This window comes from Bacillus xiapuensis (assembly GCF_002797355.1).
Classification (GTDB): domain Bacteria; phylum Bacillota; class Bacilli; order Bacillales; family Domibacillaceae; genus Bacillus_CE; species Bacillus_CE xiapuensis.
The window spans coordinates 549,595-575,914 of the sequence record NZ_KZ454940.1 but is presented as its reverse complement, the minus strand read 5'-3'; the positions used below and the strand labels follow the sequence as shown (position 1 = coordinate 575,914).

The 26,320-nt window shown below is 44.8% G+C and carries 23 protein-coding genes and 2 pseudogenes; 14 read left to right on the top strand and 11 right to left on the bottom strand.

Annotation, left to right across the window (positions count from 1 at the left end; genetic code table 11):
- Nucleotides 1-15: 15 nt before the first annotated feature.
- Together CEF20_RS17160 and CEF20_RS14480 are read right to left on the bottom strand one after the other, a co-directional pair.
- Nucleotides 16-365, bottom strand: a pseudogene (locus tag CEF20_RS17160) (DUF2178 domain-containing protein).
- Complete coding sequence (locus CEF20_RS14480) at nt 355-594, bottom strand: helix-turn-helix transcriptional regulator (protein ID WP_100332580.1); 240 nt, start codon at nt 592-594, stop codon at nt 355-357. The pseudogene CEF20_RS17160 and the gene CEF20_RS14480 overlap by 11 nt, the downstream one beginning before the upstream one ends.
- 366 nt (nt 595-960) lie before the next feature.
- Here CEF20_RS14480 and CEF20_RS14475 point away from each other — a divergent pair, with 366 nt between their 5' ends.
- Nucleotides 961-2,646: a methyl-accepting chemotaxis protein gene (locus CEF20_RS14475; protein ID WP_100332579.1), complete on the top strand. Its 1,686-nt coding sequence runs from the start codon at nt 961-963 to the stop codon at nt 2,644-2,646.
- A gap of 156 nt (nt 2,647-2,802) precedes the next feature.
- On the opposite strand, the gene CEF20_RS14470 is transcribed toward CEF20_RS14475, so the two are convergent.
- Both CEF20_RS14470 and CEF20_RS14465 read right to left on the bottom strand, forming a co-directional pair.
- Entirely contained in the window at nt 2,803-4,005 is a 1,203-nt protein-coding gene (locus tag CEF20_RS14470; RefSeq protein ID WP_232713545.1) for a metallophosphoesterase family protein, read from the bottom strand.
- 216 nt (nt 4,006-4,221) lie between these two features.
- Nucleotides 4,222-4,782, bottom strand: a complete 561-nt coding sequence (locus tag CEF20_RS14465) for a DUF2238 domain-containing protein (protein WP_100332577.1) — start codon at nt 4,780-4,782, stop codon at nt 4,222-4,224.
- A 261-nt stretch (nt 4,783-5,043) separates the two neighbouring features.
- On the opposite strand from CEF20_RS14465, the gene CEF20_RS14460 reads away from it, so the two are divergent.
- Nucleotides 5,044-7,083 (top strand): catalase, encoded by a 2,040-nt coding sequence (locus CEF20_RS14460; protein ID WP_100332576.1) that lies wholly within the window; start codon nt 5,044-5,046, stop codon nt 7,081-7,083.
- Nucleotides 7,084-7,136: 53 nt separating this feature from the next.
- Here the strand turns inward: CEF20_RS14460 and pepT are convergent, their stop codons facing one another.
- Both pepT and CEF20_RS14450 read right to left on the bottom strand, forming a co-directional pair.
- Entirely contained in the window at nt 7,137-8,369 is a 1,233-nt protein-coding gene (gene pepT, locus CEF20_RS14455) for a peptidase T (protein WP_100332575.1), read from the bottom strand.
- Nucleotides 8,370-8,590: 221 nt separating this feature from the next.
- Entirely contained in the window at nt 8,591-8,872 is a 282-nt protein-coding gene (locus tag CEF20_RS14450; protein ID WP_100332574.1) for a YesK family protein, read from the bottom strand.
- A gap of 164 nt (nt 8,873-9,036) precedes the next feature.
- Between CEF20_RS14450 and CEF20_RS17155 the strand changes: the two genes are divergently transcribed.
- Nucleotides 9,037-9,216: a hypothetical protein gene (locus CEF20_RS17155; RefSeq protein ID WP_157796302.1), complete on the top strand. Its 180-nt coding sequence runs from the start codon at nt 9,037-9,039 to the stop codon at nt 9,214-9,216.
- 1,001 nt (nt 9,217-10,217) lie between these two features.
- Here the strand turns inward: CEF20_RS17155 and CEF20_RS14440 are convergent.
- Nucleotides 10,218-10,442 carry a sulfurtransferase TusA family protein gene (locus tag CEF20_RS14440; protein WP_100332572.1) on the bottom strand — a complete coding sequence of 75 codons (225 nt, stop codon included), beginning with the start codon at nt 10,440-10,442 and terminating at the stop codon, nt 10,218-10,220.
- 26 nt (nt 10,443-10,468) lie between these two features.
- Nucleotides 10,469-11,536, bottom strand: coding sequence for a YeeE/YedE family protein (locus CEF20_RS14435; protein WP_100332571.1), 1,068 nt, complete (start codon nt 11,534-11,536; stop codon nt 10,469-10,471).
- A 483-nt stretch (nt 11,537-12,019) separates the two neighbouring features.
- Between CEF20_RS14435 and CEF20_RS14430 the strand changes: the two genes are divergently transcribed.
- The 5 genes from CEF20_RS14430 (at nt 12,020) to CEF20_RS14410 (ending at nt 18,812) form a co-directional block, all read left to right on the top strand.
- Nucleotides 12,020-13,774 carry an SIR2 family protein gene (locus tag CEF20_RS14430; RefSeq protein WP_100332895.1) on the top strand — a complete coding sequence of 585 codons (1,755 nt, stop codon included), beginning with the start codon at nt 12,020-12,022 and terminating at the stop codon, nt 13,772-13,774.
- A gap of 274 nt (nt 13,775-14,048) precedes the next feature.
- Nucleotides 14,049-14,741, top strand: coding sequence for a response regulator transcription factor (locus tag CEF20_RS14425; RefSeq protein ID WP_100332570.1), 693 nt, complete (start codon nt 14,049-14,051; stop codon nt 14,739-14,741).
- Nucleotides 14,719-16,974 carry a sensor histidine kinase gene (locus CEF20_RS14420; RefSeq protein ID WP_100332569.1) on the top strand — a complete coding sequence of 752 codons (2,256 nt, stop codon included), beginning with the start codon at nt 14,719-14,721 and terminating at the stop codon, nt 16,972-16,974. The genes CEF20_RS14425 and CEF20_RS14420 overlap by 23 nt, the downstream gene beginning before the upstream one ends.
- A gap of 222 nt (nt 16,975-17,196) precedes the next feature.
- Nucleotides 17,197-17,877, top strand: coding sequence for a phosphoribosylaminoimidazolesuccinocarboxamide synthase (locus CEF20_RS14415; protein ID WP_100332568.1), 681 nt, complete (start codon nt 17,197-17,199; stop codon nt 17,875-17,877).
- A gap of 179 nt (nt 17,878-18,056) precedes the next feature.
- On the top strand, nt 18,057-18,812 hold the full coding sequence (locus tag CEF20_RS14410; protein WP_100332567.1) for a TerC family protein: 756 nt from the start codon (nt 18,057-18,059) through the stop codon (nt 18,810-18,812).
- A gap of 172 nt (nt 18,813-18,984) precedes the next feature.
- Here the strand turns inward: CEF20_RS14410 and CEF20_RS14405 are convergent, their stop codons facing one another.
- Together CEF20_RS14405 and CEF20_RS14400 are read right to left on the bottom strand one after the other, a co-directional pair.
- A complete protein-coding gene (locus CEF20_RS14405; RefSeq protein WP_100332566.1) occupies nt 18,985-19,278 on the bottom strand; it encodes a hypothetical protein in 294 nt (97 codons plus the stop codon).
- 5 nt (nt 19,279-19,283) lie between these two features.
- The gene (locus CEF20_RS14400; protein WP_157796301.1) at nt 19,284-19,484 is read right to left on the bottom strand and encodes a helix-turn-helix transcriptional regulator; all 201 of its coding nucleotides are present in this window, start codon (nt 19,482-19,484) and stop codon (nt 19,284-19,286) included.
- A gap of 457 nt (nt 19,485-19,941) precedes the next feature.
- On the opposite strand from CEF20_RS14400, the gene CEF20_RS14395 reads away from it, so the two are divergent.
- The 5 genes and pseudogenes from CEF20_RS14395 to CEF20_RS14375 form a co-directional block, all read left to right on the top strand.
- Complete coding sequence (locus CEF20_RS14395) at nt 19,942-20,556, top strand: DedA family protein (RefSeq protein WP_100332564.1); 615 nt, start codon at nt 19,942-19,944, stop codon at nt 20,554-20,556.
- Nucleotides 20,557-20,678: 122 nt separating this feature from the next.
- The gene (locus tag CEF20_RS14390) at nt 20,679-21,440 is read left to right on the top strand and encodes a threonine/serine exporter family protein (protein ID WP_100332563.1); all 762 of its coding nucleotides are present in this window, start codon (nt 20,679-20,681) and stop codon (nt 21,438-21,440) included.
- A 15-nt stretch (nt 21,441-21,455) separates the two neighbouring features.
- Nucleotides 21,456-21,908 carry a threonine/serine exporter family protein gene (locus tag CEF20_RS14385; protein ID WP_100332562.1) on the top strand — a complete coding sequence of 151 codons (453 nt, stop codon included), beginning with the start codon at nt 21,456-21,458 and terminating at the stop codon, nt 21,906-21,908.
- A 347-nt stretch (nt 21,909-22,255) separates the two neighbouring features.
- Nucleotides 22,256-22,945 carry a hypothetical protein gene (locus tag CEF20_RS14380; RefSeq protein ID WP_100332561.1) on the top strand — a complete coding sequence of 230 codons (690 nt, stop codon included), beginning with the start codon at nt 22,256-22,258 and terminating at the stop codon, nt 22,943-22,945.
- A 281-nt stretch (nt 22,946-23,226) separates the two neighbouring features.
- Nucleotides 23,227-23,556 (top strand): annotated as a pseudogene (locus CEF20_RS14375) (transposase); the annotation flags it as partial.
- A gap of 66 nt (nt 23,557-23,622) precedes the next feature.
- On the opposite strand, the gene CEF20_RS14370 reads toward CEF20_RS14375, so the two are convergent.
- A complete protein-coding gene (locus CEF20_RS14370) occupies nt 23,623-24,492 on the bottom strand; it encodes a cation diffusion facilitator family transporter (protein ID WP_100332560.1) in 870 nt (289 codons plus the stop codon).
- Nucleotides 24,493-25,162: 670 nt separating this feature from the next.
- On the opposite strand from CEF20_RS14370, the gene rbsK reads away from it, so the two are divergent.
- Complete coding sequence (gene rbsK / locus CEF20_RS14365; protein WP_100332894.1) at nt 25,163-26,044, top strand: ribokinase; 882 nt, start codon at nt 25,163-25,165, stop codon at nt 26,042-26,044.
- Nucleotides 26,045-26,320: the final 276 nt, after the last annotated feature.

Below are 26,320 nucleotides of genomic sequence, written 5' to 3'. Positions count from 1 at the left end.
AGCCTAGGCTTTTTCTTATGAAAAATCCTTTTTATATTGAACGGCCAAGTAAATCCCGCCAGCTAAAATGCCCAGCCCATATTTGAACAAGAAAAAGATGTTCCACATATAGTCTTTGGGAAAAATCATGTCACATAGTATAATTGCCCACAGCATACAGTAAGCACTCTTCAATGAGATTTTACTTGTCCGCTCATCGGCAGGCCCCATCTTTCTATGAAATATATAGGCAAAAATCGCACTGCCTATAAGCAGTAAAAAACCAACTCCAAGGAGAGTATTCCAATTTCCCGTCGATTGTTCAGCCCAAGACTTTAAAGGGGAAAAATGGCGTTGTGGATATCTGAGAAAAACTCATTGATCATTTTGATCACTTCCTTTCACATAAGTAAAAATATCGTTTACATCCACCTTAAAAAATTCGGCGATGCGAAAAGCTAACAGCAGAGTCGGGACATAATTTCCTTTTTCCATTACGAAGATGGTTTGTTTGGAAACTCCGACTTTATCCGCTAATTCTTGCTGAGACATTCTGGCAAGTACACGATATTCATACACTTTATTTGATATCGAATCACCAAAATCTTTCTTCATGGCACTCACCTCTTGAATCAAATAACAAACCATTTTTTTATAAAAGTAAAGTAAACTTATACAAAGAAATGAAATACCTTTATTTTTGGCTGGATCACTTTTATTTAATAAGAGCCAGAATGAAAAAAGAACCTGACGAAATTCATGATTTCGTCAGGTTCACATATCGATCTGGTGCATTTTATGATATTCAGTCACGCAATCGGGTAAAAATATTCCTTATATTAATCAAATAAAACGACATTTTTCCTCATAAATAGATAAAAATAAACATTTTCTATTATATTTTAACAAAAATAGCCGATATCAATAAGGAAGGGTTTACTATGTAAATCATTACACATTATAGATAGGACTGTGTACCAAATGAAATTAAAGTTTGCGACTAAAATGAATATCATGATCATCGCGGTCATTCTTTTGCTGTCTATTGCCATTGGACTTGTTGTGAATCAGCAGATCACGAAAGGAATCGAGAAGTTTGCTGTTGAAAAAGCGAAAAGCGACCTTCACATGGCGCTTCGTTATATGGACGCTGAATATCCGGGGGAGTGGAATATACAAAATGGCAAACTGTATAAGGGAGATACGCTGATAAATGATAATCATCAATTGGTGGATGAGATCGGCGACGATACAGGTGACACGGTTACGGTCTTTCAGGGGGACACCCGTGTAGCGACGAATGTCAAAAAAGACGGAAGCCGAGCGACTGGCATCCAAGCGTCCGCTGAAGTAAGTGAAACCGTGCTTAAGGAAGGAAAGCATTATTACGGTGAAGCGAATGTCGCCGGCCATACGTATCAGACGGCCTATATGCCAATCAAGGATGGCGATAACCGCGTGGTGGGCATGCTCTATATGGGGGCTTCACAGAAAATCATTGACGGCCTCTTATCTCAATTTCTCGTTAAATTCCTTCTTGTATTAGCCGGGATGATTGCGATCGCTTTCGCCATCAGCTATTGGTTTACAAGAAGAATTAAAATAAGATTGACGGTACTTTCGGATGCACTGGCCAAGGCTGGAAGCGGCGATCTGACTGTCCAGGTGAAGGATGCGGCAGGCGATGAGCTAAGCAGCCTGGCTGACAGCTATAATAAGATGACTGGCAAGCTGAAAGAGATGATGAATGAAGTGGCTGCTACCTCGGAGCATTTAGCTTCCTCTTCAGAAGAGCTGACAGCTAGCTCGGAACAGACGAGCCAAGCGACGGAAACCATTGCGGAATCGATTCAATCCGTAGCGAACGATGCTGAGCATTCAACGGCAGGCGTGAAAGAAAGCTCAGCCGCGTTGGCGGAAGTCAGCAGCGGAGTGCAATTTATAGCGGAGAAAGCCTCTTCGATTTCTGAGGTCAGCACGCAAACGGCGAAGCTGGCGCAGGACGGTGGGGGCTATGTTCATGGTACGGTGGAACAAATGAATGAAATCAACCGCTCTGTCCATGAAAGCGGTACGATCATCAAGTCGCTGGATCAGCGCTCCAAAGAAATTGGAGAAATCACGAATATCATTACAGGAATTGCTGAACAGACCAATTTATTGGCGCTGAATGCCGCCATTGAAGCCGCTAGAGCGGGAGAGCACGGCAAAGGCTTTGCCGTTGTCGCGGAAGAGGTAAGAAAACTGGCGGAACAGTCGCATCATTCTTCGACGCAGATAACCCGTTTGATTCTCGAGATTCAACAGGAGATGGAGACATCCAATGAATCGATTGAACGAGTTGAGGATAATGTGCAGGGTGGCTTGAACATTGTTCACAAAACGGCGAATAACTTTAAAGAAATTCTTGCCTTTATGGAATCACTTGCGGAGCAAATAGAGGATATGGCCGCAACGGCGGAGGAAGTGTCCGCAAGCACAGAAGAGGTGGTCACCGCCGTAGCGGGACTAGCCGAAGTCTCATCTAATACATCCATGCATTCGCAAAATGTTGCCGCATCGGCTGAGCAGCAGCTTGCTTCCATGGAAGAGATAGCGGCTTCCGCCAGTGCTTTATCAAACCGGGCGGAGGAACTTCAGAAATTAATCAGCCAGTTTAAAGTGTAAGAGGCTGTTCGGTGAGTGGAATTGCAGGGTGATTTTAAAAGAACCAAAGAATGCCGGTTTTAGGGTACTCTTTGGTTCTTTTACTTTGACGCGACAACATGAATTGGCAAGAAAGGGCGTCAGCTAAACGAATGCTCCGCTGCAGTATTGCTGTATTCAGGAGTGAACGGGCTTCTTTTTCTTTGTCTTTTCCAGCGAAAGCGGGTCGATGCTTTGATCGTTGGCTGTCAAATCAATGCCGTAATCTTTGGCGAATACCATATGCGTTTCCGTGAGCACGTTTGCCGCATTTTCGTCCAGATTGAACACTCGAGCGCCGCGCAGACGATTGCGTTCTGCCCCGGGGAGACCGTAGGTGCCAAAGCCGGTGTTGCCGGCGTAGCCGAGCATAATGCCGTAGTAATTTCCGGCATATGTATTAATGTGGTCATGCCCGCAAAAGACTCCCTTGACATCGCCTCTTTCTAACATCGCTGAGAATAAGCCGCTGTTGACGGGGCCGGTGCATTCTGATTCGTTTCTTTCTCCGGTAATTTGATGTTTTTTCACGGCAAGCTTGTGATCTTCTTCTGTTCTTGCCTCTACGCTGGCAAACCACATGAAGCGATGCTCCCAAAGAGGTATATGAATAAACACGAGAGAAGGGATTTTTCTTCCAAACTGCTTCTCGAGCTTTTGGGAGGTTTCATAATACCACTTAACCTGATTGAAGCGCAGCCAGTCCCATGTCGGATAGCCTTGAAAGTCTTGATTGGCAATGGTTGTCGGTGCGTATCGGCCGCTGTCTAACAGCCACAGATTGAATGCTGCTTTTCGTCCGCTGGAATCGCGGATGAGCAAATTCATATTCCCTGTTCCTGTTACATCCTTCGGCCCGCGCTGGTTCATGTTGTGCGGATAGGACATGTAGATGCTCAGCATGCCTTCTTCATCAATGCCGCTGTTTGGCGTGGAATCTTCATCATGGTTTCCGTATGTGATGGCCCACTTCACGCCTCTCTTTTCCATCGGCTGAGCGATATTATTAATCGCCTGCTTCATTTCAAGCGGTGTATCACAGCCGCCAGTGATATTATCGCCATTCAGCACGACAAAATCCGGCTTCTCCGAGTCAAGCACCTTTTCCATCAGCTCCAATGTCCGGCGGTCAATGCGTTCGTCATCCTGCGTGTCGTTAAACTGGACAATTTTGAACGTTCCATCCGGTTTAAATTGCAGCTTTGCGTTAAAAGATGATTCCGCATACGCGGCGCGATCCTTGAATAAGTCGACGGGCATTCCAGTCGAAGCAAGCGTTAATGCCAGCGTGCCCATCCCGCCCATTTTAATAAAGCTTCGTCTGTCCAACTCCTTGCTCATCATAAACCCTCCTCTGTTTTTGCGGATGCTTCCTTCCATTTCAGTGTAGAGGGTAAATGTTGATCAAATGTTAACGGCAGGTTAATCATGCGGAAGCCGCTAAAAAGGCGACTTATTTCCTGATTAATTAGTATGGAAAAAAGAATTCAGCGCTGGCTGCGGGCCGCTTACCGAAAAACGGAATGCTTGTTTTGGAACATCGTCCTGCGTGTAAGATCATTTCTTTTGCTTCCATGCGAGATAGCCGCTGACGGCCAGACCGCCAAGTGTATCGGCGATTAAATCGCCCATTGTGTCGGTATTGCCGCCGCTTTGCGTCTGCGTGCCAATCAGCTGGTCAGCAGAAAATTCGTACACCTCCCATAATACCCCGCCAAAAACGCTGACCGAGAGCAGAAATAAGAAGATGAAACCTCTTGACATTCCGTTTCTGGCAGCAGGGGCCGTCATATGCTCCAAGCAGGCCAGAGCGGCAAAAGCAATCAGTCCGCCGCTTACAACATGCAGAAAAGTATCCCACCAGCCGAGGTCATAGAAGCGCATTAAGGAGCCGAAGACCTGTGAGCCAATAAGAAAAATAAAATAAGAAAGGATTAGCGGTTTCTTCAGCGGGGAGCGGGCCTTCCATTCAATGAGCGGCGGCAGGATGCTGGCTGCCATGCCTCCGAGCGCGATCGGATAGCGATAAGAATCCTCCTTCATCCAGAAAAATAGAAAGCAGCCGAGCATGATTACAAAATAAGCGGCGCTGATTATGGTTGTGAATCGCGTTTTCATTTTATCACCTCTATTCCTAGTTTAATGGAAGAGGGAGGAAAAAGTCCTCTTTCGCCCCTTGGCGGCTCTCGGCCGTCATGAGCTTGTCCTCTTATTTTTGCCGGAGCCCCGTTTAAGCAAACGCCTTCTCGGGTAAATGACGGACTGAGCAAGAGGCGGTGCAGGCCCATACATAGATGTATCAACCGGCTGGCCGCTGCAGAATTCGTACAATTTATTTCACCTTGGATTTTTCAGGGAAAGATCAGGAGGGAAAAATGGATGAAAAATAAGGGAAACGCCAATCAGAACAAGAAGGACGAACAGTTGGAGGAGTTTCGGGCAGATCACAAGGGAGAGAAGCTGACGACGAATCAAGGTTTGCGCCTATCCGATACGGAGCATTCTCTTAAAGCAGGAGAGCGCGGTCCGACGCTAATGGAGGATTTTCATTTTCGGGAAAAAATGACGCATTTTGATCACGAGCGGATTCCTGAACGGGTCGTACACGCCCGCGGATTTGGAGCTCACGGCTACTTTCAAGTATACGAGCCGATGACGGAGTATACGAAAGCGAAATTTTTGCAGGATCCGACTGTCAAAACGCCTGTGTTTGTACGGTTCTCCACTGTCGCCGGCTCTCGCGGTTCCGGGGATACCGTGCGCGATGTCCGCGGATTTGCGACAAAGTTCTATACGGAAGAAGGAGTATATGATCTTGTCGGCAATAATATTCCGGTGTTTTTTATCCAAGATGCCATTAAGTTCCCCGATCTTGTGCACTCATTTAAGCCGGAACCACATAATGAGATGCCGCAAGCATCCACCGCTCACGATACGTTTTGGGATTTTGTCGCCAACAATACAGAATCCGCGCATATGATTATGTGGGCGATGTCCGACCGGGCCATTCCTCGCAGTTATCGGATGATGGAAGGCTTCGGCGTGCACACATTCCGCTTTGTGAACGAGCAGGGGAAGGCGCGGTTTGTGAAGTTTCACTGGAAGCCAAAGCTTGGCGTTCATTCCCTCGTTTGGGATGAAGCTCAAAAGCTTGCTGGGAAAGATCCTGATTTCCACCGCCGCGATCTCTGGGAAGCGATCGAAATGGGCGATTATCCGGAATTTGAACTTGGCGTGCAAATGATTGAAGAAGAAGATGAATTTAAGTTTGACTTTGATATTCTTGATCCGACCAAGCTTTGGCCGGAGGAAGAGGTGCCGGTGAAAATCATTGGAAAAATGACGTTAAACCGCAACCCGGACAATGTGTTTGCCGAAACGGAGCAAGCGGCTTTCCATCCGGGCCATGTCGTACCGGGCATTGACTTCTCCAACGATCCGCTCTTGCAAGGACGGCTGTTCTCTTACACGGATACGCAGCTCATCCGCCTCGGCGGACCGAATTTCCATGAAATTCCGATTAATCGGTCCGTGGCTCCCGTTCATAATAATCAGCGCGACGGCTATCATCGGATGACGATTGACCGCGGACAAACAAGCTATCATAAAAACGCGCTTCAAGGAAATGACCCGCAGCCGGCAACAGAAGCGGAGGGCGGTTACGTCCATTATCAGGAGAAAGTCGAGGGGCGCAAAGTACAGAAGCGCAGCGACAGCTTTAAAGACCACTACTCGCAAGCGATCCTTTTCTGGAACAGCATGAGCGATGTCGAAAAGCAGCATATGATTCAAGCGTTCCAATTCGAAGTCGGCAAAGTGAAAAGCAAAGAAACAAGACAGAAAATCGTGGAAATGTTCCATAACGTGGATGGGACACTGGCGAAGGAAATAGCCGCTGCTGTCGGCGTCAACCCTCCGACAGAGCCAAGCCCGGCTAAAGTGACTGCCGCTTCACCGGCATTAAGCCAAGAAAACAGCGTGAAAGGAGCGGCTACAAGAAAGGTGGCCATTCTCGCTGGCAACGGATTCAATGAAGCGGAGGTTCAGCCCCTGATGATGGCGCTTAAAGAAGCGGGTGCTCATGCGATGGTGATCAGCTCGGCTTTAGGTGAAATCAAAAGTGAGAGCGGGCAGAAATTAGAAGTCAACCAAACGCTGCTGACTAGCGACTCCGTCATGTTCGATGCCGTTTACGTGGCGGGCGGTGACATCGTCAGTCAAAAAGCAGCTGCAGACTTCATCTCTGAAGCTTATAAGCATTTTAAAACGATCGGGGTTTCCAGCCAGGCAGCCGCTTTATTAGCTAAAGCCGCTGTCCAGCCTTCCGAACCAGGGGTTATCACGACCGGTTCTGCGTCCTTCCACGATCAATTTATAGAAGCGCTGGCTCAGCACCGCCATTGGAAGAGACAACTGTAAAAGAAAATCGGCCCGCTTGGCTTTTGCACAACCAAGCGGGCTTTTCGTGTGTCTTAGGCTTTCTCTTCAAATAATTTGGCGATTTCAATAATCGTGTGCACGGCTTTCTCCATGTGATCCACAGAAACGTATTCAAAGCGCCCGTGGAAGTTTTGTCCTCCTGTGAATATATTCGGTGTCGGAAGCCCCATATAGGAGAGCTGAGAACCGTCTGTGCCGCCGCGAATCGGTTTAATGACCGGCTCAATGCCTATATTCTTCATTGCCTGATGAGCGATGTCGACAATTTCTTTGACCGGTTCAATCTTTTCCCTCATATTGTAATATTGGTCATGGAGTTCCAGCAAAATGCGGTCTTCGCCGTATGTTTTTTGAAGATCCTTGACGATGGTTTTCATCCGTTCTTTTCTCGCTTGAAAATGCTGTTTATCGAAATCACGGATAATATAATCCAGCTCTGTTTGTTCGACATCCCCATGGATGGACAGCAGATGGTAGAAGCCTTCATAGCCTTCTGTATGTTCCGGGGCTTCCTGTTCCGGCAGCTTGGCGTGAAGCTCCATCGCGATTTTTGCGGAGTGAATCATTTTCCCCTTGGCTGTGCCGGGATGAACGTTTTTCCCTTTGATTGTAATTTTGGCACCGGCTGCGTTAAAGCTTTCATATTCAAGCTCTCCAAGCGGTCCCCCGTCCACTGTGTAGGCCAAGGCGGCGTTAAAAGCCTCCACGTTGAATTTATGCGGGCCCCGGCCAATTTCCTCATCCGGCGTGAAAGCGACACGGATTTTTCCATGCTTGATGTCGGGATGATGAATCAAATAAGCCATGGCGGTCATGATCTCTGTAATGCCGGCTTTATTATCGGCGCCAAGCAAGGTAGTGCCATCCGTTGTAACCAATGTATGCCCTTTATATTGAGCAAGCTCCGGGAAATCCTTTGGCGACAGAATAATATTCTGTTCTTGATTGAGCAGAATATCCTTTCCATCGTAGTTTTCAACGATTTGCGGCTGAACATTTTTGCCGGTAAAATCCGTCGCTGTGTCGACATGTGCGAGGAAGCCGATCACAGGGACATCTTTTTCTGTGTTAGCCGGCAATGTCGCCATGACGTATCCGTTCTCATCCACCGTCACTTCTTTCATGCCGATCGCCTTTAATTCTTTTTCAAGCATGCGAATCAGTGTCCATTGCCCTTCTGTCGAGGGTGTAGTTTGGCTGTTTTCATCCGACTGGGTGTCCACCTTCACATAGGAAGTAAATCGATTTATCAGCTCATTCTTCAACGTTTCCTCAGCTCCTTTGTGGAAATCTATGCATATATCTTATCATAAGCCGAGGCATATCCTTCCTTGCAGTGCGCTTTTTGTTTGTGGGGGGTTCAATTGGATAGTAGAAGGGGCTGTCCCCGATTGCAGAATGGCTAATAAAGCTTCTAAAAGAAAAAGAAGTTCTCAAAAAAGAATTGTATAAGCTGGGAGAGGAAGATTAAAATCAAAACACACGATCATTTTTCGGATCGTGTGTTTTTTATAGTTTTATAAGTCTCGTAAAACATTAACAAAGCCAAAGATACAAACGAAGCGACAAGCAATGATAAACTAAACATTCCTAGCCCCATACCTTCCCAGCCACCAATAGTAAAACTTGAGAAAAATAAGACTAGACCTATCAATAATACTATTAAAGGAAACAGTATTTTTTTTCTTTTAAATAATAAAAAAGAAATAATAATTATTATCAAAATTAATCCAACTGTTAATAAAGAAAAGTTTGAGAAAAATTCCATATAATTCCCACCCTTTCCTCAAAGCAATCATACAACAATTAGATTGTTCAGTCTATAATGTTGGAATAAATTTCTATATATTTCCCGAAAGATTAAAAATTCGCATCAACAATTATTAAGAAAAAAGGCTTCTATATGCCTGTTTTTTAATGGTTATAAGGGGAATGATGGATACTATTCTAGCAAAACTTACTGGAGAACAATTCAAAACTTTTTCCAAAGTGATTGTGATGTTGCTTTGGAAAAAAGTACAAAATGTTACCATGATTATGACAAAGATATCAATAAACGTTACTGTTCAACCCAACACAATACAACAGCAGGATATTGTTCAAAATATATAGTAAAGCATGCAGTTGGTTATCACAAACACACAGGCTGGTTTAGCCCTAAAAGTTAAGAAAGGAGCGAAACGATGGGAATTACCACAATAATTGCATTTATTTTACTGATATTGGTAGTGATTGCCTTTATTAAAAACAAAAGGATAGTCTTTATTTTATCTCTTGTATTACTTGTCGTGGTTGTCATTTCAACATTCATGCTTCCAGAATTATTTCAAAAAAGCACAGATTTATCCGGTGAGAGACTCAATCAAATAAAGATTGGCTCCTCGATCAACTAAGAAGATACATCCCGAATAGAAAACAACTCAGTTTATCTTGCTTTAGAGGATAATCCCGGAATTTATGTAAATGTAGAAAATAAAAAAATTCAAGAATTGACCTTAGTTGCTGAACCTACTGATACATCTATTTCTACATAGAAAGGGATTAGTATTAAGAGCACATTTGCCGAAGTCGTTCATAACTATGGTAAATCTTATAGACGCTTAAAGGCAGGGGATATGTATGGTACGGGAATGGAGTATAGGGATAAGAAAAACAAAATTAACATTTGATTCTTTTTTGATAATGATGAACAAAACAGTCAAGTTCGTAATATAGAAATTGAGAAAAAATAAAAAGTCTATTACAAGTGAGAGGTACTTCTAATTCAGATATAGAAGCACCTCCTGTTTTTTATCAACGGGCGTTAAAGTGGTAGTGTCAGCGTCGCTGACACCCTCCGCAAAGTAGATAGAATTAAATGTAGAGTAAAGCTTGCGTTTGATGAAGAAGGGTTTTGGGCAATTTCTGTTTCAGTTGATGAAAAACCAATATGCAGATTTTGTTATTAAGGTAGAGTGACGGAGTAAACTGTACTACAATCGGGTGCTTTTCCATAATAACAAAAAGCCCAATTTCTCAATTTAATGGAAAATTGGGCTTTTTTATACTTTCTATAGTGCAAAATAACGTCTAAAGTGACAGCCCCCTGAAAGATTCGCAGCCGAACCGATTATTTATTTTTTCTTGATCGTAATCGTCCATTGAGCGTCTCCGCTTTGTTCAAAGTTCGTGACTTCGTGACCTTCTTCAGCCGCCCAGCGCGGAATCGCTTCAGTTGCTTGCGTGCAGTCGAAGTCGATGATTAACTCATCGCCGCTTGCCAGATGGGCCATTTCTTCTTTTGCTTCTACTAGCGGAAAGGGGCAGACCATTCCGAGTACTTCTAATTTCTTTTGCATGAATTGATTCCTCCTACATGTATCATTTAAGCCGTTTGCACACGGACTTTTGCTTGTTTTGCCGCTTTTTGCCGCGGTCTGATAATCGTGAAGTAGGCACCTGTCCACGTACCTAGGATCATAAACGGCAGCGAGATCCACCCTTGCCAAGTGAATAATGCGGTTTCGACTAAGCCGTTTCCGATCGAACAGCCTCCGGCAAGACTGGCGCCGATTCCCATTAAGATTCCGCCGCCCGCGCTTTTGAGGCATGTGCCGGCATCGGGTGTGCGGAAGCGGAACTCTCCGCTGCCTTTAGCGGCAATATATGAACCGATGAGAATACCGAGGACTAAAAAGACTCCCCAGTTTAAAAAGGACGAATCACCGCTTATAGCATATTGCAACAGATTGGCGGTCGGTGTGGTGATGCCAAGTCCGAACATTCTTCCGGTCGCTTCACTTAACGGCCAAGCCAAAATGGCGATCAATCCAATCAGTGTTGCGGTGACGAACGGATGCCAGCGTTTTTCAAATAGAAGATGGGCTATTCCTGTTTTTTTCGGCTTCATCGTTGGAATCTTTACGCTTGGTTTGGATAATTGCTTCCAGACGAAGAAGGCGGTAATGACCGCAAGAACCGCTACAAGTACCCATGGAGAAACGCCGAGGGATCCGTGAATCGTTTGGGCTTCAAGCTGATGGGACTGCATGGAAGCGGTCGCCGGCTGCCAAATTCCGCTCTTCATCATCGCGCTGGATACCATATAAGTGAAGAGAGCGATCCAGCTGCCGATCAGCCCTTCTCCTGCGCGGTACCAAGTGCCGGTCGCACAGCCTCCGGCTAAAATAATGCCAATGCCGAAAATGAAGGCGCCGCTGATGGTGGCGAACCACATAAAGTTGCCTAATTGAAACTCAATCACGCCCAGCGAGTGCAGAAGAAACACGCCGATGCTCTGTACGGTAATCGCCAGCAAAAAGGCGATAAACATCCGATAATCTTTGGTGACATACATATCTCGAAACGCGCCTGTTACACAGAAGCGGCCGCGCTGCATCACAAACCCCAACAAACCTCCGCATAACAGTCCCGTTAACAGTAACTGCATCATAGGAACACTCCTTCTATTTATGAGTATTTACGTAGGATTTATTATAAACTCAATAATCCGATAAATCAAGTAGGTTTTTGTGGAATTGTGAAGCCGGTTTTTCATTCGCTCCTTTGTTTGTCCTTTCAGGCGGATGGACATAGGCAGAGGAGAATCAGCATTTGAATGGTTTTCATGACAGCTGTCATCATCATTTGCTTACCGTTGTGAATACCCGCTTTTCTTTTGCGAAAGTAAACTGGCTACATAAAAGGATGGATCTAAAGTGAAATGACACAGGCTGTCAAGCGTCCCTTCTGCAAAGGGCATGGAAAGCCCGGGCAGTTTAGTGAAGATGATCCCTGGATGGAGCGGGGGGCATCTTTTTTTATTGCGTTTTGTAAGATGAAAGAAAGGGAATTCCATCCCTTTTCAAGAAGAGAGTCCTATCCATCTTTGCATAAAAAGGGAAAGCTAGGCTGTTTGGAAAGGAGTCAGTCGAAAATGGATGAGAAGCTGTTATCTTTAGCATTTTCTATGGAAGCCAGCAAAGGGGTCTACGCTCTATTGCTGGGCTCGGGTATTTCTTATGCAGCGGGAATTCCGACAGGCCGGGGGATTTTGCGCGAGCTATGCCGCAGAGTGATGCTTGTAAGCGGCGCCGATGAGCGCGATCCTATCCAGTGGTATGAGCATACATACCAAAAGGTTCCTTTGTATAACGAGGTCATTGAGATCTTGGCGAAAACCCCTTCAGAACGAAGCGGGCTGCTAAAGGAGTTTTTTGAACCGACGGCTGAAGAGATTGCTGAGAAGCAAAAGGTTCCGACAGATGGACACCGCGCCATCGCTAAGCTAGTGCAAGAAGGCTATATTAAAGTGATTGTCACCACTAACTTTGATCGCTTGCTTGAGCATTCTCTTGATGAGCTCAGCCTTCAGTATCAAACGCTTTACCATCAATCGGATATCGAGGGAATGAAGCCGCTGGCGCACGCGCGGTGCACAATATTGAAGATTAATGGCGATTACCGCGATACGAGGTTTAAAAACGTGACCGATGAGCTCGATCATTATTCTGAACCGATTGAACGAATCATCCGCCGTGTGTTTGACGAGTACGGGGTGATTGTCTCCGGCTGGTCAGCGGAATGGGATACAGCTCTGCGCGATTTGATCAAATCGGTCAAAGGCCGGCGCTATTCTTGGTATTGGCACGCGTTTACAGACATGCTCACGCCGCATGCGGAGGAGCTGATTTATTATCGCGATGCCTGCAAAATTGTAGATACGCGGGGAGCCGATCATTTCTTTACAGAGCTATATGAAAATGTCTCCAGTATTGCGAAAGTAAAAAGGGTCCGTCCGGAAAACATTCAAATCACCTTAAAGCGGCTGAAGCGTTATATCACCGATGATCAGGAAATCAATGTTCGGGAGATGCTCACGGAGCATACAAAAGGAGTTGTTTCCTACTTTTCTAAGAAAAAATTCCACAGAAATATTTCCGTGGAATCAGTTAAAGATGAAATCAGGGCAGCAGAAGAAAAAACTCGGACGCTGGCGATGCTGATCGCCGTCCTTGCTTACTATATGAAGAGAGAGGAGCAAGAAGCTCTTCTTATGCAAACGCTGGAGCGTCTGACGGGATTCATGCGGCACAGCGGTCAGCCCCATCTGCTCAGCTTGCAGCAGATGCCGCTTCAAGCGGCTCTTTACAGCGCGGGCATAGCCGCGGTGATGAAGAAGAAATATCGCTTGCTGAACGAACTGTTTACCCGGCCGAAGGTCTATGACCCATACAGTCACCAGCTTTCCTTCTTGCGCTATACATCACCTGACCGGGGGCTTCAGCGGCTGTTTCATTATGTTGCAGCTGACAAGGGATACCATTTGCCCTTAGAGAGTCTCTTTCTCTATCCGTTTATGAAGGACGTCTTCATTCGCACGCAGCTTGCTTTTGATGAAGCGGAATTTGCGAGGCATTATGATATTTTCGAATTACTGCGGGCCATCAAATATCGCTATGTGAAGGAAGCGGGTTATGCAAGCGGACTATTCGGCTTTAAAAGTAGCCGCGAGCATCTTATCCGCTTTTTGAAAGAAGGCAGAGAGGATGCTAGCTGGCCGGCACTACACATCTGCGGCCGCAGCCAGGAAGCCTTTGCCGCAGCGCTTAAAAGCCTCGCGGAGGACTTGAACCGCCAGCATCCCTTTAACGGACACGGACTTGTCAACGCATATCAAGGCAAACAATAAGAACCCGCAATGCGCGGGTTCTTATTGTTTATCTTGATCTTGCATAAAGATGCCGTCAGCCCGCTTCAAGAATTGAGCGGGAGATAAAGGCGCTGCAACAGGATGCTCAGATGTTGGCCTTGTTCTTCTTTTCATCAGAGAGACATTGTTTGAAGGCTCTGTTTATCCTAATTTAAGAAATTCTTAAGAAATGTACTGCCTTTTTTTTAAGAACTTCCGGCTACAATAGCTATAGCGATCGCGTGATATACTGGCGGAAGGAGAGTGAGAGGATATGAATCATTATTATGTGCTGGTCGTGGATGACGAAGCGGAAATCCGTGATGCCATTGAAATCTATTTAAAAAACGAAGGCATTACGGTCATCAAAGCCAAGGATGGCATCGAAGCTATTGAAAAGCTGCACGAGCAGCCGGTTCACTTAATTGTGCTTGATGTGATGATGCCACGGCTCGATGGCATTTCAACCACTTTTAAAATTCGGGAAGAAAAGAATATTCCCATTATTATATTGAGTGCCAAAAGCGAGGATACGGATAAGATTTTAGGATTGCAGGTAGGCGCGGATGACTATGTTACGAAGCCTTTCAATCCTATGGAGCTAGTTGCTCGCGTGAAATCACAGCTGCGCCGCTATGTGCGTCTGGGCACGTATGAAGGCCAGACATCACTGATTGATTTAAACGGGTTAACGCTTGATGCATCAGCTAAAGAAGTGACCGTCCACGGAGAAGCGGTCAAGCTAACACCGATCGAGTATAAGATCGTAGAGCTATTAATGACCCATGCCGGACGGGTGTTTTCCATTAATGAAATTTACGAGCGCGTGTGGAATGAGCCGGGATATAATGCTGAAAATACGGTTGCTGTCCACATACGCAAAATTAGGGAAAAGATTGAAATTGATCCGAAGAATCCAAAATATTTAAAGGTGGTGTGGGGAATTGGGTACAAAATGGAGAAGTAGGATGGCATTTCTCGGCTTGGTGCTGTTATTTACCTGCGGCGTCAGCGCGCTGCTGGGTTTCTTTCAATACGGAAACCATTATTTGAAAAAGGATTATTTTCACACGTCTCAATTTGAAGGGCAGTATATGGAATTTATCAGCGGTTTAAGCCGCTATGAACTGAACGACCAAACTGCAGAAGAGTCCAAGGGAAAAATTACGATTACCCCGGAAGAAGTGAATGAATACCGCAATCGCAATGGGAGCTTATCAGAACAAGTAGCTGCTATTAAGGAAGAATACCGCAGCAAGATTCAAGAAGCTCATCTTGCGGAAAACATAGAAGTTGCTGAGGCTTACCAAAAAGAAAGAGATCAAAAATTAAAAGAGGTTACGAATAGTTTTAAAAGTGATGACTATGTGCGCAAAAAGATCCGGGAAGAGAAGGAAAAGGCCATTGATCAACAGTATGCGGATAAGGAGCAAGAACGTGAGCAGTTTAATGCTTATAAAGATGTCTTTAAATATTACTTAAAAAATACGTCCACTGGAAAAGAGTACACGAATGTGAACTTGTCAAGCAGCTCATTAAATGAAGTATTCGATGATAAGAATATGCTGCATATCCGCAAATACAATGCATCGAATGGATTGCAAATAGATGCTGGCGGCAATTATTCAGCGGACACTCCTGGTTATGCGGAAGCGTATTACGAGGACATTGACCCAGCTGATTATGAGACATATGAAGGGCGGATTGCTGTCGTGAAGCATGCGCCTGCTTCCAATCCGATTATGCGTGATTACGTGAAATACAAAAATGCTCAGAGAGGCTTCTTTATCTTTATCATCAGCGGGCTGATCGCGTTCGCAGTGAGTGTATGGATCCTCCGCAAAAAAGCTGTCATTCCAGCCGTTGTCGGCGAGAAATGGAAGACTATTTATAACAAAATACCCGCCGATCTAGCGGCTGTTGCGTTTTTGGTCACTTCTTTGGTGACCATGCTATTCATGTCTTCAATGAACTCTATATTTCTGAGCGGTTATTCGGACTATTATTTGAATTTCACCTGGTCATCGGATGAAGAGCTCATCGTTATGTTTGTCGCATTAACCGCGGCCGCCGCGATAGCCCTTTTGCAAGGGAAGCTGCTGTGGATGCGGATTCAAGAAGGCCCGGGGCTGAAGGCGGAAGGAAGAAGCACGCTGGTTTACCGATTGATTGTGCTGTTGGGGGACACGCGTTTTACTAGCCTGCAGCTGTTGATCTTCATCACCATATTTTTCTTTACAGGATTCGGTGTGCCGATTGTTGCCTGGGCATGGGGGGAAGGACTTCCTGACTTGCTGTTCCTTTATTTGCTATTGTTTGTTTGTATTCCGCTGCCTGCTTTTATTCTGTTATTAAAGAAAGCCGCTTATTTGAAGGCTATTATCCGGCATACAGCGAGAATGGCGGCCGGTTATTCTGAAGAGAATCTTCCTGTGAAAGGGAACTCGTTATTGGCGAAATTAGCGCAGGATCTCAATCAATTGAAGCAGGGCGTGCGGGCCTCGCAAAAGGAACAAGCAAAAAGCGAAAGGCTGAAAACCGAGCTCATTACCAATGTCAGTCATGACTTGCGCACCCCGTTAACATCCATTATTACCTATACGGAATTATTGAAAACACCTGGGCTGGATGAGGAGGAACGCGCTGCTTATACGGAAATTATTGACCGCAAGTCCCAGCGCTTAAAGGTGCTGATTGATGATTTATTCGAAGCATCCAAAATGGCGAGCGGCAATGCTGAGCTGCACAAAGAAAACGCCGATCTTGTTCAGCTTCTTCAGCAGGCGCTGGCTGAGTACAGCGAAGCCATTGAGGAGTCCAGCTTGCAGTTTCGGGTGACCATCCCGGATGAGCCGGTTCATGCCTGTGTGGACGGACAGAAAATCTGGCGTGTTTTCGATAACTTGATCGGCAATATTCTGAAGTATTCATTGGAACAGACGAGAGTCTATATTTCCATGAAAACAACGGATTCGCAAGCGGTTATTACGTTCAAAAATGTGACGAAATATGAACTTGGCGATAATCTTGACGAGCTGTTTGAGCGCTTTAAGCGGGGCGACCGCTCCCGTCATACGGAAGGATCGGGCTTGGGGCTCGCCATTGCGAAGTCGATTATTGATTTGCATGACGGCCAAATGGATATCGAGGTGGACGGAGATCTTTTTAAAGTCACAGTTTTACTAGATACCCTCTATTGATGCTTTCTGGGCAGATGAGGCCAGAAGGCTGCCGTCAAAGGCGGCAACATGAACAACCTAAGCATGCAGACTTTACGGCATGCTTAGGTTTTATTTTTGTATCGCGCATATAGGAGCTGGAAAATCCCCACTTCCAGAGCGGGAAGCATCCTATGTTATTCTTTGCCCAAATATTGCATAATAAAAAAGAAGTGTAAACAGGATAGAAAAGGGGAATACATAATGAAGCTGAGATACAAAGGAAAGACGAAGGATGTCTATGAACTGGACAATGGAAACTATCTTCTGAGATTTAAAGATGATGTGACGGGAGAAAACGGCGTGTTTGATCCCGGGGCGAATACGGTTGGCTTAACAATGGAGGGAGCGGGGCGCGCGGGACTTCGCTTAACAAGGTATTTCTTTGAGCGCTTGCGGGATAAAGGGATTCCCACTCATTATGTGAACGCCGATATGGAAGAAAATACGATGATTGTTAAGCCGGCCGCTGTATTCGGCAAGGGCTTAGAGGTGATTTGCCGCTACCGTGCTGTGGGCAGCTTCCTGCGCCGCTATGGGATGTATGCAGAAGAAGGTCAGCCGCTTCATGCCTTTGTTGAAGTGACGCTCAAGGATGATCAGCGCCAAGATCCGCCCATTACGGAAGATGCGCTGGATATGCTGGGGATTCTTTCGAAAGAAGAGTATGCGATCCTGAAGCAGTTAACGCAGCAAATTGCGCAAACGGTACAGGAAGAGCTGGCGAGAAAAGAGATCGAACTATACGATATTAAACTTGAATTTGGCCGATTAGAAGACGGGGAAATTGTGCTGATTGATGAAATTTCCGGCGGCAATATGCGCGCTTGCAGAAACGGGGAATATATAGAGCCCCTCGATCTAGAAAGAATCATGATGGAGTGATAAGGCGCTTCCGAAACAAATGCAGGCTCGGCATTTTGTCGAAACTGTTGGAATTTTTGTGATAAGCGTTATGCTTTGTAGAAAAATAATAGTTGCAGTAAAATGTAAAAATAAACAAATTGGTAAAATCGTCTATTTGGCAAAGCCAATGGATCAAACGAAGGGCAGAGAATCAAATCATGAATGTTGTAGAGGGTATTTTGCAAACATACGCTCAATTTTTTGACTGGAATATGTGGGTCGAAGTATTAAGCGATCCAGCCAGCTGGGGGCTGATCGGCTCGCTCGTAATTCTGGAAGGGCTGCTGTCAGCAGATAACGCGCTGGTGTTAGCGGTCATGGTGAGACACTTGCCGCCTCATCAACAAAGGAAAGCGCTATTTTACGGGCTTTTAGGAGCCTATGCTTTTCGCTTCATTGCGATCGGCATTGGCGTCTATTTAATTAAGCTGTGGTGGGTGAAAGCGCTGGGAGCTGCTTATCTCGCTTGGCTGGCCATTAAGTATTTTATTGATCATTCCAAAGCGGCCAGCCCGAAAGACGAGATCAAAGAGCATAATCCGAAGGGCGTGCTGACACGTTTGTTCGGCACGTTTTGGGGAACGGTTGCGGCCGTAGAGCTAATGGATATTGCCTTTTCCGTGGACAGTATTTTAGCGGCTTTCGGCATCAGTGAGAAAATATGGGTGCTGCTTATAGGCGGAATGCTCGGCGTCTTAATGATGCGGGGAATTGCCAGCGTATTCTTAAAGTTGATTAGTAAAGTGCCGGAGCTTGAGACCGCTGCTTATCTTTTAATTTTAATTATCTCTGCGAAAATGGCCGCAAGCCTATTCGGCTACCAAATGAGCGATCAAGCGTTCTTCCTCACTTTATTGGCCATATTTGGAGGAACCTTCATCATTCACTTTCTTAAGAATCACAAGCATGCGTAGAAGGCTGTTCAATCGGTTCTTTTTGAAGAAAATGAACACCCAAGAATGCGGGTTTAGCGGCATTCTTGGGTGTTTTGTTTTCAGGCTTAAGGTCCCGCTTTTTCGGACAGCCTAGCTTCAAGGAAGGATGGCCATCATGGGGGAAATCAACAGGATGAGGAAGGGGCAGCCTTCATCCAATCGCCCTATGCTTGTGAAAATACGTCAATGCAGCTCCAAACACATTTAGAGAAAGCACAAACCACAGCAATATATCTGGCAGATGCTGAGTTGAAATAACTCCAGCTATATTAAGGGAAATAAGCAGTGTGATGCCTACAAACAGCAGTCCATACAGCGTGTTATTTCGTTTCAGCTGAATTTTAAGGCCCCGTTCATCCTTTCTTTCCTCGTTGTCGTCGAAGCCCATTACATACCATGTACAAAGAACGGACACCCCAATAAACAGCAATTTTAGCCAAAACATCTCGATCACTCCTCTTTATAGTCAAAAACATCGGTTAATGGTTTTTCAAAAGCGCGGGCGATTTTGAAGGCGAGAATGAGGGATGGGTTATATTTGTTTTTCTCCAGAGTGGCAATCGTTTGGCGGCTTACGCCCACTTTCTTAGCCAGCTGTTCTTGCGTCCACCCTTTTTCCGCTCGGTAAACGACTAGCTTGTTTTCCAGCAATAGTACCACCTCTAGTAAGATTGTAATTTATTTTTTACATATTGTAAACTATTTTTTACAAGCAGACTATCATGAGCAACGAACATTGGGAATATTGTGATGAGGGAGCGGCTGTAATTTCCTTGAGCGGGATCGTTTCTGTTAAAAGGAGATTGCCGTTTGGTGTAATATTACTATATAATAGCCATATTTCTTTTGGGATTCTCATCATCTCTTGATAGAATGAATGCAGAGTGTTCTTATCGAATAGTGATCAGTGACTGGAGTTAGTTTCGATAAAGAGCACTTCAAACAGTGGGGCTTGCCTTCCTCCCCTGCTGTAGAAAAGAAGAACAAAGGCAGTCATTGCAGCGCCTTTGTTACCTGCACCGTGGATTTAGCTGCCTGCTCCATTGTTGAAGCGGGAGACTTACGGCATCTTATATACGGGCTAAAATGAATAAAAGGAGCGGGAAATATGGAAAACTGGATTACGAGTGTGATGGAGCAATTCGGATATATAGGTATCTTCTTGTTAATTACGCTGGAGAATATCTTTCCCCCGATTCCATCCGAGGTGATTCTGACGTTTGGAGGCTATATGACAACCCGTACAGATTTAAGCATTTTCGGGGTAGTTGTCGCTTCTACAATCGGATCTGTAGCCGGAGCGGTTGTGCTATACGGCATCGGCGTGCTTTTGGATATTAAGAGAATTGAAAAGATTGTAGAAAAGTATGGGCATATTCTTCGCCTTAAGAATGAAGACATCCATAAAGCGAATGATTGGTTTTCAAAATATGGGGTGTGGACGGTCTTTTTCTGTCGCTTTATCCCTTTGATCAGAAGCTTGATCTCTCTGCCTGCCGGAATGACGCATATGAATATGGGCGCCTTTCTCTTATTAACGACTTTAGGAACGCTGATTTGGAATGTGGTGCTTGTCAATATCGGAGCGGCCGTTGGGGGCTCCTGGAATGAAATTGTAGGGTATATGGATATTTACTCCAATGTTGTTTATGCCGTGCTGGCGCTGTTACTTATCGTGTTTGTCGTTTTGTATATCAGAAAACGAATCATTTCGAATAAATAAGCAGAAGCTGCAAGGCTTCTGCCATGAAGGGAAAATATGCGCTTTCCCGCCCTGCCCCGCCCTTTTTGCAGCGCGGGGCTGGCTTTATTGGATGGATCTAAAAAAACGCATGGGGAGATAAGATGGATCGGCGATTAGAGGAAAAATACGATATTGTGGATGTCAGTTTGCTGGCCGGGAAAATCATGCTGGAAAGCGGAGCGGAAACATACCGTGTAGAGGATACGATGACGCGGATCGCTCAAGCATTCGGCATTCAGGAAGCGCATAGCTATGTGACGCCGACAGGCATTATGTTTTCCATTGAGACGAAAGAGCCGACGAAAACGAAGCTGATTCGTATTTCCGATCGGACAGTTGACCTGAAGAAAGTCAGCTTGGTGAATAGCATATCCCGAAAGATCAGCAGCGGATCGCTGACCGTGGAGGAGGCGTATGCTCAATTAAAGGCGCTCGAGGCGGCGGATATTGCTTTTTCATTAAATATGAGGATCGCTGCCGCATTTGTTTCCAGCGGCTGTTTTTTAATCATGTTCCAAGGTACATGGGGGGATTTTATTCCGGCGATGATTGCCGGGGGAGCCGGATTTGCCGCCTTGATCTACCTTCACAGACTTAGTCCAATCAAGTTTTTCTCTGAATTTATGGCGGCATTTATCATTGGGCTGCTTTCTCATTTCTTTGTTTGGACGGGAATGGGGCAAGAGCTTGATAAAATTATTATCGGCTCGGTCATGCCGCTTGTTCCAGGATTAATGATTACAAATGCTGTTCGCGATTTAATGGCGGGGCATTTGATTTCCGGTCTGGCTAAAGGAGCTGAGGCCTTTCTAACGGCTTTTGCCATCGGCATAGGGATCGCAGCGGTGATCACCTTTTTCTAGAATGGAGGGCTGTAAATGGATATTGCAGTGCAGCTGGCTACCAGCTTTGTGGCTGCGGCCGCCTTCGGTATTATCTTTAATGCGCCGAAAGAGTCGCTGCTCACGAGCGGATGGGTAGGGATGATTGGCTGGATCGTTTATTATTGGCTGTGGAAGGACGGGATGACACCCGTTTTTTCGACGGTGATTGCCTCTTTCGTGATCGGCATCATCAGTCATATTTATGCTAAAAAGCTGAAAATGCCGATTATTATTTTTACAGTAGCCGGTATTATTCCGCTCGTTCCCGGCGGTATATCATACAATGCAATGCGCAGCTTCGTTCAAAATGAATATACGGCTGCGCTCGTTCTTACTGCCCAAGCCTTTATGATTTCCGGTGCTATTGCGCTTGGGTTAATTCTGTCAGAAGTGCTGCGCACCATCCCGATCCGAAAAAGACCGAAGAAAGCAGCGGGCTCATTATAATGAAGAAAAAGAGGCTGGGACAAAAGGTTTTCAGCTAATAAAAAAGCCGAACTATTATTTAGAACTCTCCTTTAGAGTTTCGTAATAGTTCGGTTTTATCGTTTTTCATGTTTTTTATTAAACACAATGATTCGGCTTTCATGACAGCAAATTTAGTTATGTCCCAGACTCTTTTTTAACATTTAAAAGCTTGTCATTCTAACTCTTATATTAAATAGCAATTCGCCATTTGTTTGGCAACCCCTAATTTTTTAAATCTTGAGCAGTTAAATTTTAAAAAATTACACAAAATACAGTAAAATATGTTATTATTTAGTATATAAAAATTAATATTGAGGAATCGTCTTATGAAGAAAGTACTTAGTATTATCTTGTTTTTCGTTTTGCTTTTTAGTTTGATCCCATCAAATTTACTCAAAGTGAGTGCTGAGGAAAATACTGATCTTTCAAACTATAAAATTGTAGATGGAAGTAAACTTGTTAATAAAGTCAATCTGGATACTCAATATCTTGAACATAATGTCAAAAAGGCTTTGAATGAATATGGATTAAAACCAATAGATTTAAACTCTGAAGTTGCTAAAGGTACTGAAGTTATTTTCTTTGATACTGTTGATGAGTTTCATAAATTTATGAGTATCATTGATCAACCTATTGAGATTGAATCAAACCTTCAAGAAGATTTTGTTAATACGAAAGCAAACTCTAACCAAGTTTTCTTTTCTGCAGCAGCTACAACAAAAACATTTAAGACATCTAAAAATTCAGGTTTTGGAAATATTAATTTACATACTAAAGTACGTAAGGGTGCTAAAAATAAATTAACCGTTGAAAAAACATGGACTTCACATACAGGAGTAACATTAGGTATTGATTGGAAAGACAATTACAAACCATACTCTAGATTAAATAAGAGTAGAACAAGTGGTACTTCTTATGCTGAAGGAACAAAATCTTGGGTTATTTTTGTAAAAGGAATTGGAACAATAAGAAAACAAAATGTAAAGTTGACTCTTAAATTTAACAACAAATTTTAAAAATATTGAGAGGTGAAAAAAATGGATTACATTTGGCAAATTTTCAATCTTATTTTATTAATAGGCATTGGTGTTTTTATTTATAACTTAATTGCAAAGCCTAAAACTAAAAAAAATCTTAAATAAGGAAAAAAGGGGCTGTCCCATAAGCCCCTAAAATAGAGGCTGGGACAAAACCCACCCTGGAAATGAAAAAGCCGGTGAAATTTTACGACGAGTAAAATTTCACCGGCTTTGATTCTTTTTTCGTTACACACAAAATTTTAGAAAGAAGGGTCCCTATGTTTAAAGATTATAACATGAACCAAATCGTTTTGCCTTTAGATTTATCTGTCCGGCTACAAGAAAATGACATCGCCTTTTCGATCCACCATTTAGTTGAAAGCATCCCTGCATGATGCTTAAACTTATTCTATACGGGCTACACCCAATCGGCTTTCTCTGGGCGTAAGATAGACGACCTGACCAAAGACAGTATCCGGATGATGTGGCTCGCCCAAGGATATGAGCCCAGCTACCGCACGATCAACCGTTTTCACGTGCATCCCCATATGAAAGAACTGATCCGCCAGTGCTTCGTTCAGTTCCGTGCACAGCTCGTGCAGGAAAAGTCCCAGCCTCTTTTGCAGTTGGCTGCGCCGGTTATACCTAATGAGGAATCAGAAAGACGCAAGCCGTTAATCATTGGCTGGCTCGATATGAATAATGGCATCGCGGATGTTATACTCCTGTCTGAGAATTTCCTCGATGTTCTCGGTGATTTTATGGCTGTCTGTCACGTTAAGGTTTGGGTTGACACAAACGACTACATCTACAAGAGTCAAGTTGCCGTGCAGACGTGCTTTCACACTGCGGACACTATCCACGCCATCGACTTGGCTGATGGTGTTGCGGATGTCGTTCAGTGATTCAATGTCGTATCCGTCTGTCAGTGCGTGAGAGGCTTTCGTAAAGATGTCCCAAGCCGTTTTCATAATGATCAGCCCCACGATAAAGGCGGTTAAAATATCGAGCCATAGGATGCCGAATTGGGAACCGAGAATGCCGATGAAGGCTCCTATACTGACAAGCGCGTCAGAACGATTATCCTGGGCTGCCGCCATGAGCGACTGACTGTTAATCTGTCTCGCTAATCTCGCGTTATAAAAATAAACGATGAACATGATTCCCGCACTGAATAAAGCTACCCATGCGGTCAGCATGTCAGGTGTGGCATGGTCTGTGAGGAAAAACGAGCGTCCAACTTCGATCAGCACTTGCAGGCCGACCGCCATCATAATAAAGGCGGCCACGAGAGACGCGATCGTTTCAGCGCGGAAATGGCCATAACGGTGATCTTCATCGGGCGGCTTACGGGCGATTTTTAAGCCGATTAATATGGCTACGGAAGCGATGACATCTGTTGAGTTATTTAATCCGTCGGCTTGAAGAGCCTTAGAGCTGCCGATATAACCGATGATCAGCTTTATGAGGGAGAGAATGATATAGGCGGCTATGCTGATCCAAGCTCCGCGTTCTCCTTTTTTTATATCTTCATATGTCTCCATGTTGATTCCTCCACTATTCTATTCACTTGTCTTTATAAGATATCAATAAGAAATCGTGTGGGTCTAGAGCAACAAGTTTGGCAGCAGGGAAACTTTGTAGCTGCACGAAATGTAGTTGCGGACAGCCAAGGGGATTGCTTCCCGAAAGGAGCAGCGATAGGGATTGTGGCCGTTAGCAAACGGGTATGATACAGTAGAAGAAAGCGATTACAAGTCAAGGGGAAGAAAGTGACAACAATTTCCCGTGCAGTCAATTCTGTGATGAAAAGAAGAAGTGCTTCGTCCAAGCGGTCAAGTGAATCTTCAAACAGCGGGGACTTTCATCTCCCACAAATGAAAAGAAGAACAAAGGCTACCATTTGAGCATTCCGTTGCAGCGCCGCTGTCACTTGCATCATGTAGTCTGACCGAATGGGACATTTCATTATTTGTTCTATTCTTGACAGATTTACATACGCGGTAAAAAGCGGAATGACCGTCTGAATGAAAAGGAACCAAGGCAGGTGGGTTTGCTCGTTGCTGATTCTGAGCTGGCGCGCGGGATCGTGAATGAATGGCCTAGAAGTCGTGACGAAGCCGTCGTATTTTCAAACCGTTAGATTGAAGCAAGAGGCGGCAATGATGTCAGCAGTCTGTTCGCTTGACAGAAAAACAAGGGAGGCGGATGAAAGTGGGAAAGATAGCGGTGATCGGAAGCTCATCTATGGACTTGGTCGTAACAGCTGCCAAGCGGCCGGGAGCAGGGGAGACCGTTCTTGGCAAAAGCTTCACAACCGTGCCAGGGGGCAAAGGAGCGAATCAAGCAGTGGCCGCAGCCAGATTGGGAGCGGATGTTCACATGATCGGCTGTGTGGGGGAGGATCACTACGGTCAGGCCATTTTAAATAATTTTCGAGAAAATCGTGTTCACATCCGGTTTGTGGAAATGATTACAGGGGCAGAAAGCGGCACCGCCCATATCATTTTGGCAGAAGGTGATAATAGCATTGTTGTAGTGGAAGGAGCGAATCATTATGTGAGGCCGGATAGCGTTCGTCGAGCGCATTCTATTATAGCCGCTGCCGATATGGTCATGATTCAGCAAGAAATTCCTGCTGAAACAGTGGAGTATACGGCTGCTCTTTGCGCAAAGCTTAGAGTGCCGCTTATATTAAATCCGGCTCCTGCTAGACCAATAAGCTGGGAGGTCATTGAGAAAGCTTCCTTCCTTACTCCAAATGAGCATGAAGCCGCAATCTTATTTCCGGGCATGAGCTCAAGTGCTGTTCTAAGACAACACCCCAATAAAGTATTTATTACCGAAGGCGAGCGGGGAGTGCGCTACTTTAATGGGGTTAAGGAAGTGCTTATCCCTTCTTATCAGGTGGAGCCAGCGGATACGACAGGAGCTGGAGATACGTTTAACGCCGCTTTTGCTGTAGCGTTGGCAGAAGGGAAAGGGATAGAGGAAAGCGCGACATTCGCCAACCGGGCTGCCTCGTTATCTGTGACAAGGTTCGGCGCACAAGGCGGAATGCCAACGAGAACAGAAGTGGAGCAAGCACGTTTATGACGAAGGCTGAAAGAATGAACAGCCGAGTGCTCTGTTTTTTTTAGAGGTTTCGTGAAAAGCCAATATAGGAAGAAGCGCTGCGGAAGGAACCATTCTTGAAAGAATAAAGTTTCGGAAGAGAAAATGAAAGATTTTTATTGACTTTATCTTGGTTTGTATGGTAAATTGTAAATCTGTCACTAATGACAGTGGCTGTTATCATAACAAATAAAAAATGATAAAAAAAGTGTTTGACTTTATATCTAACTGATGTTATGATGAATATCGTCGTTAAGA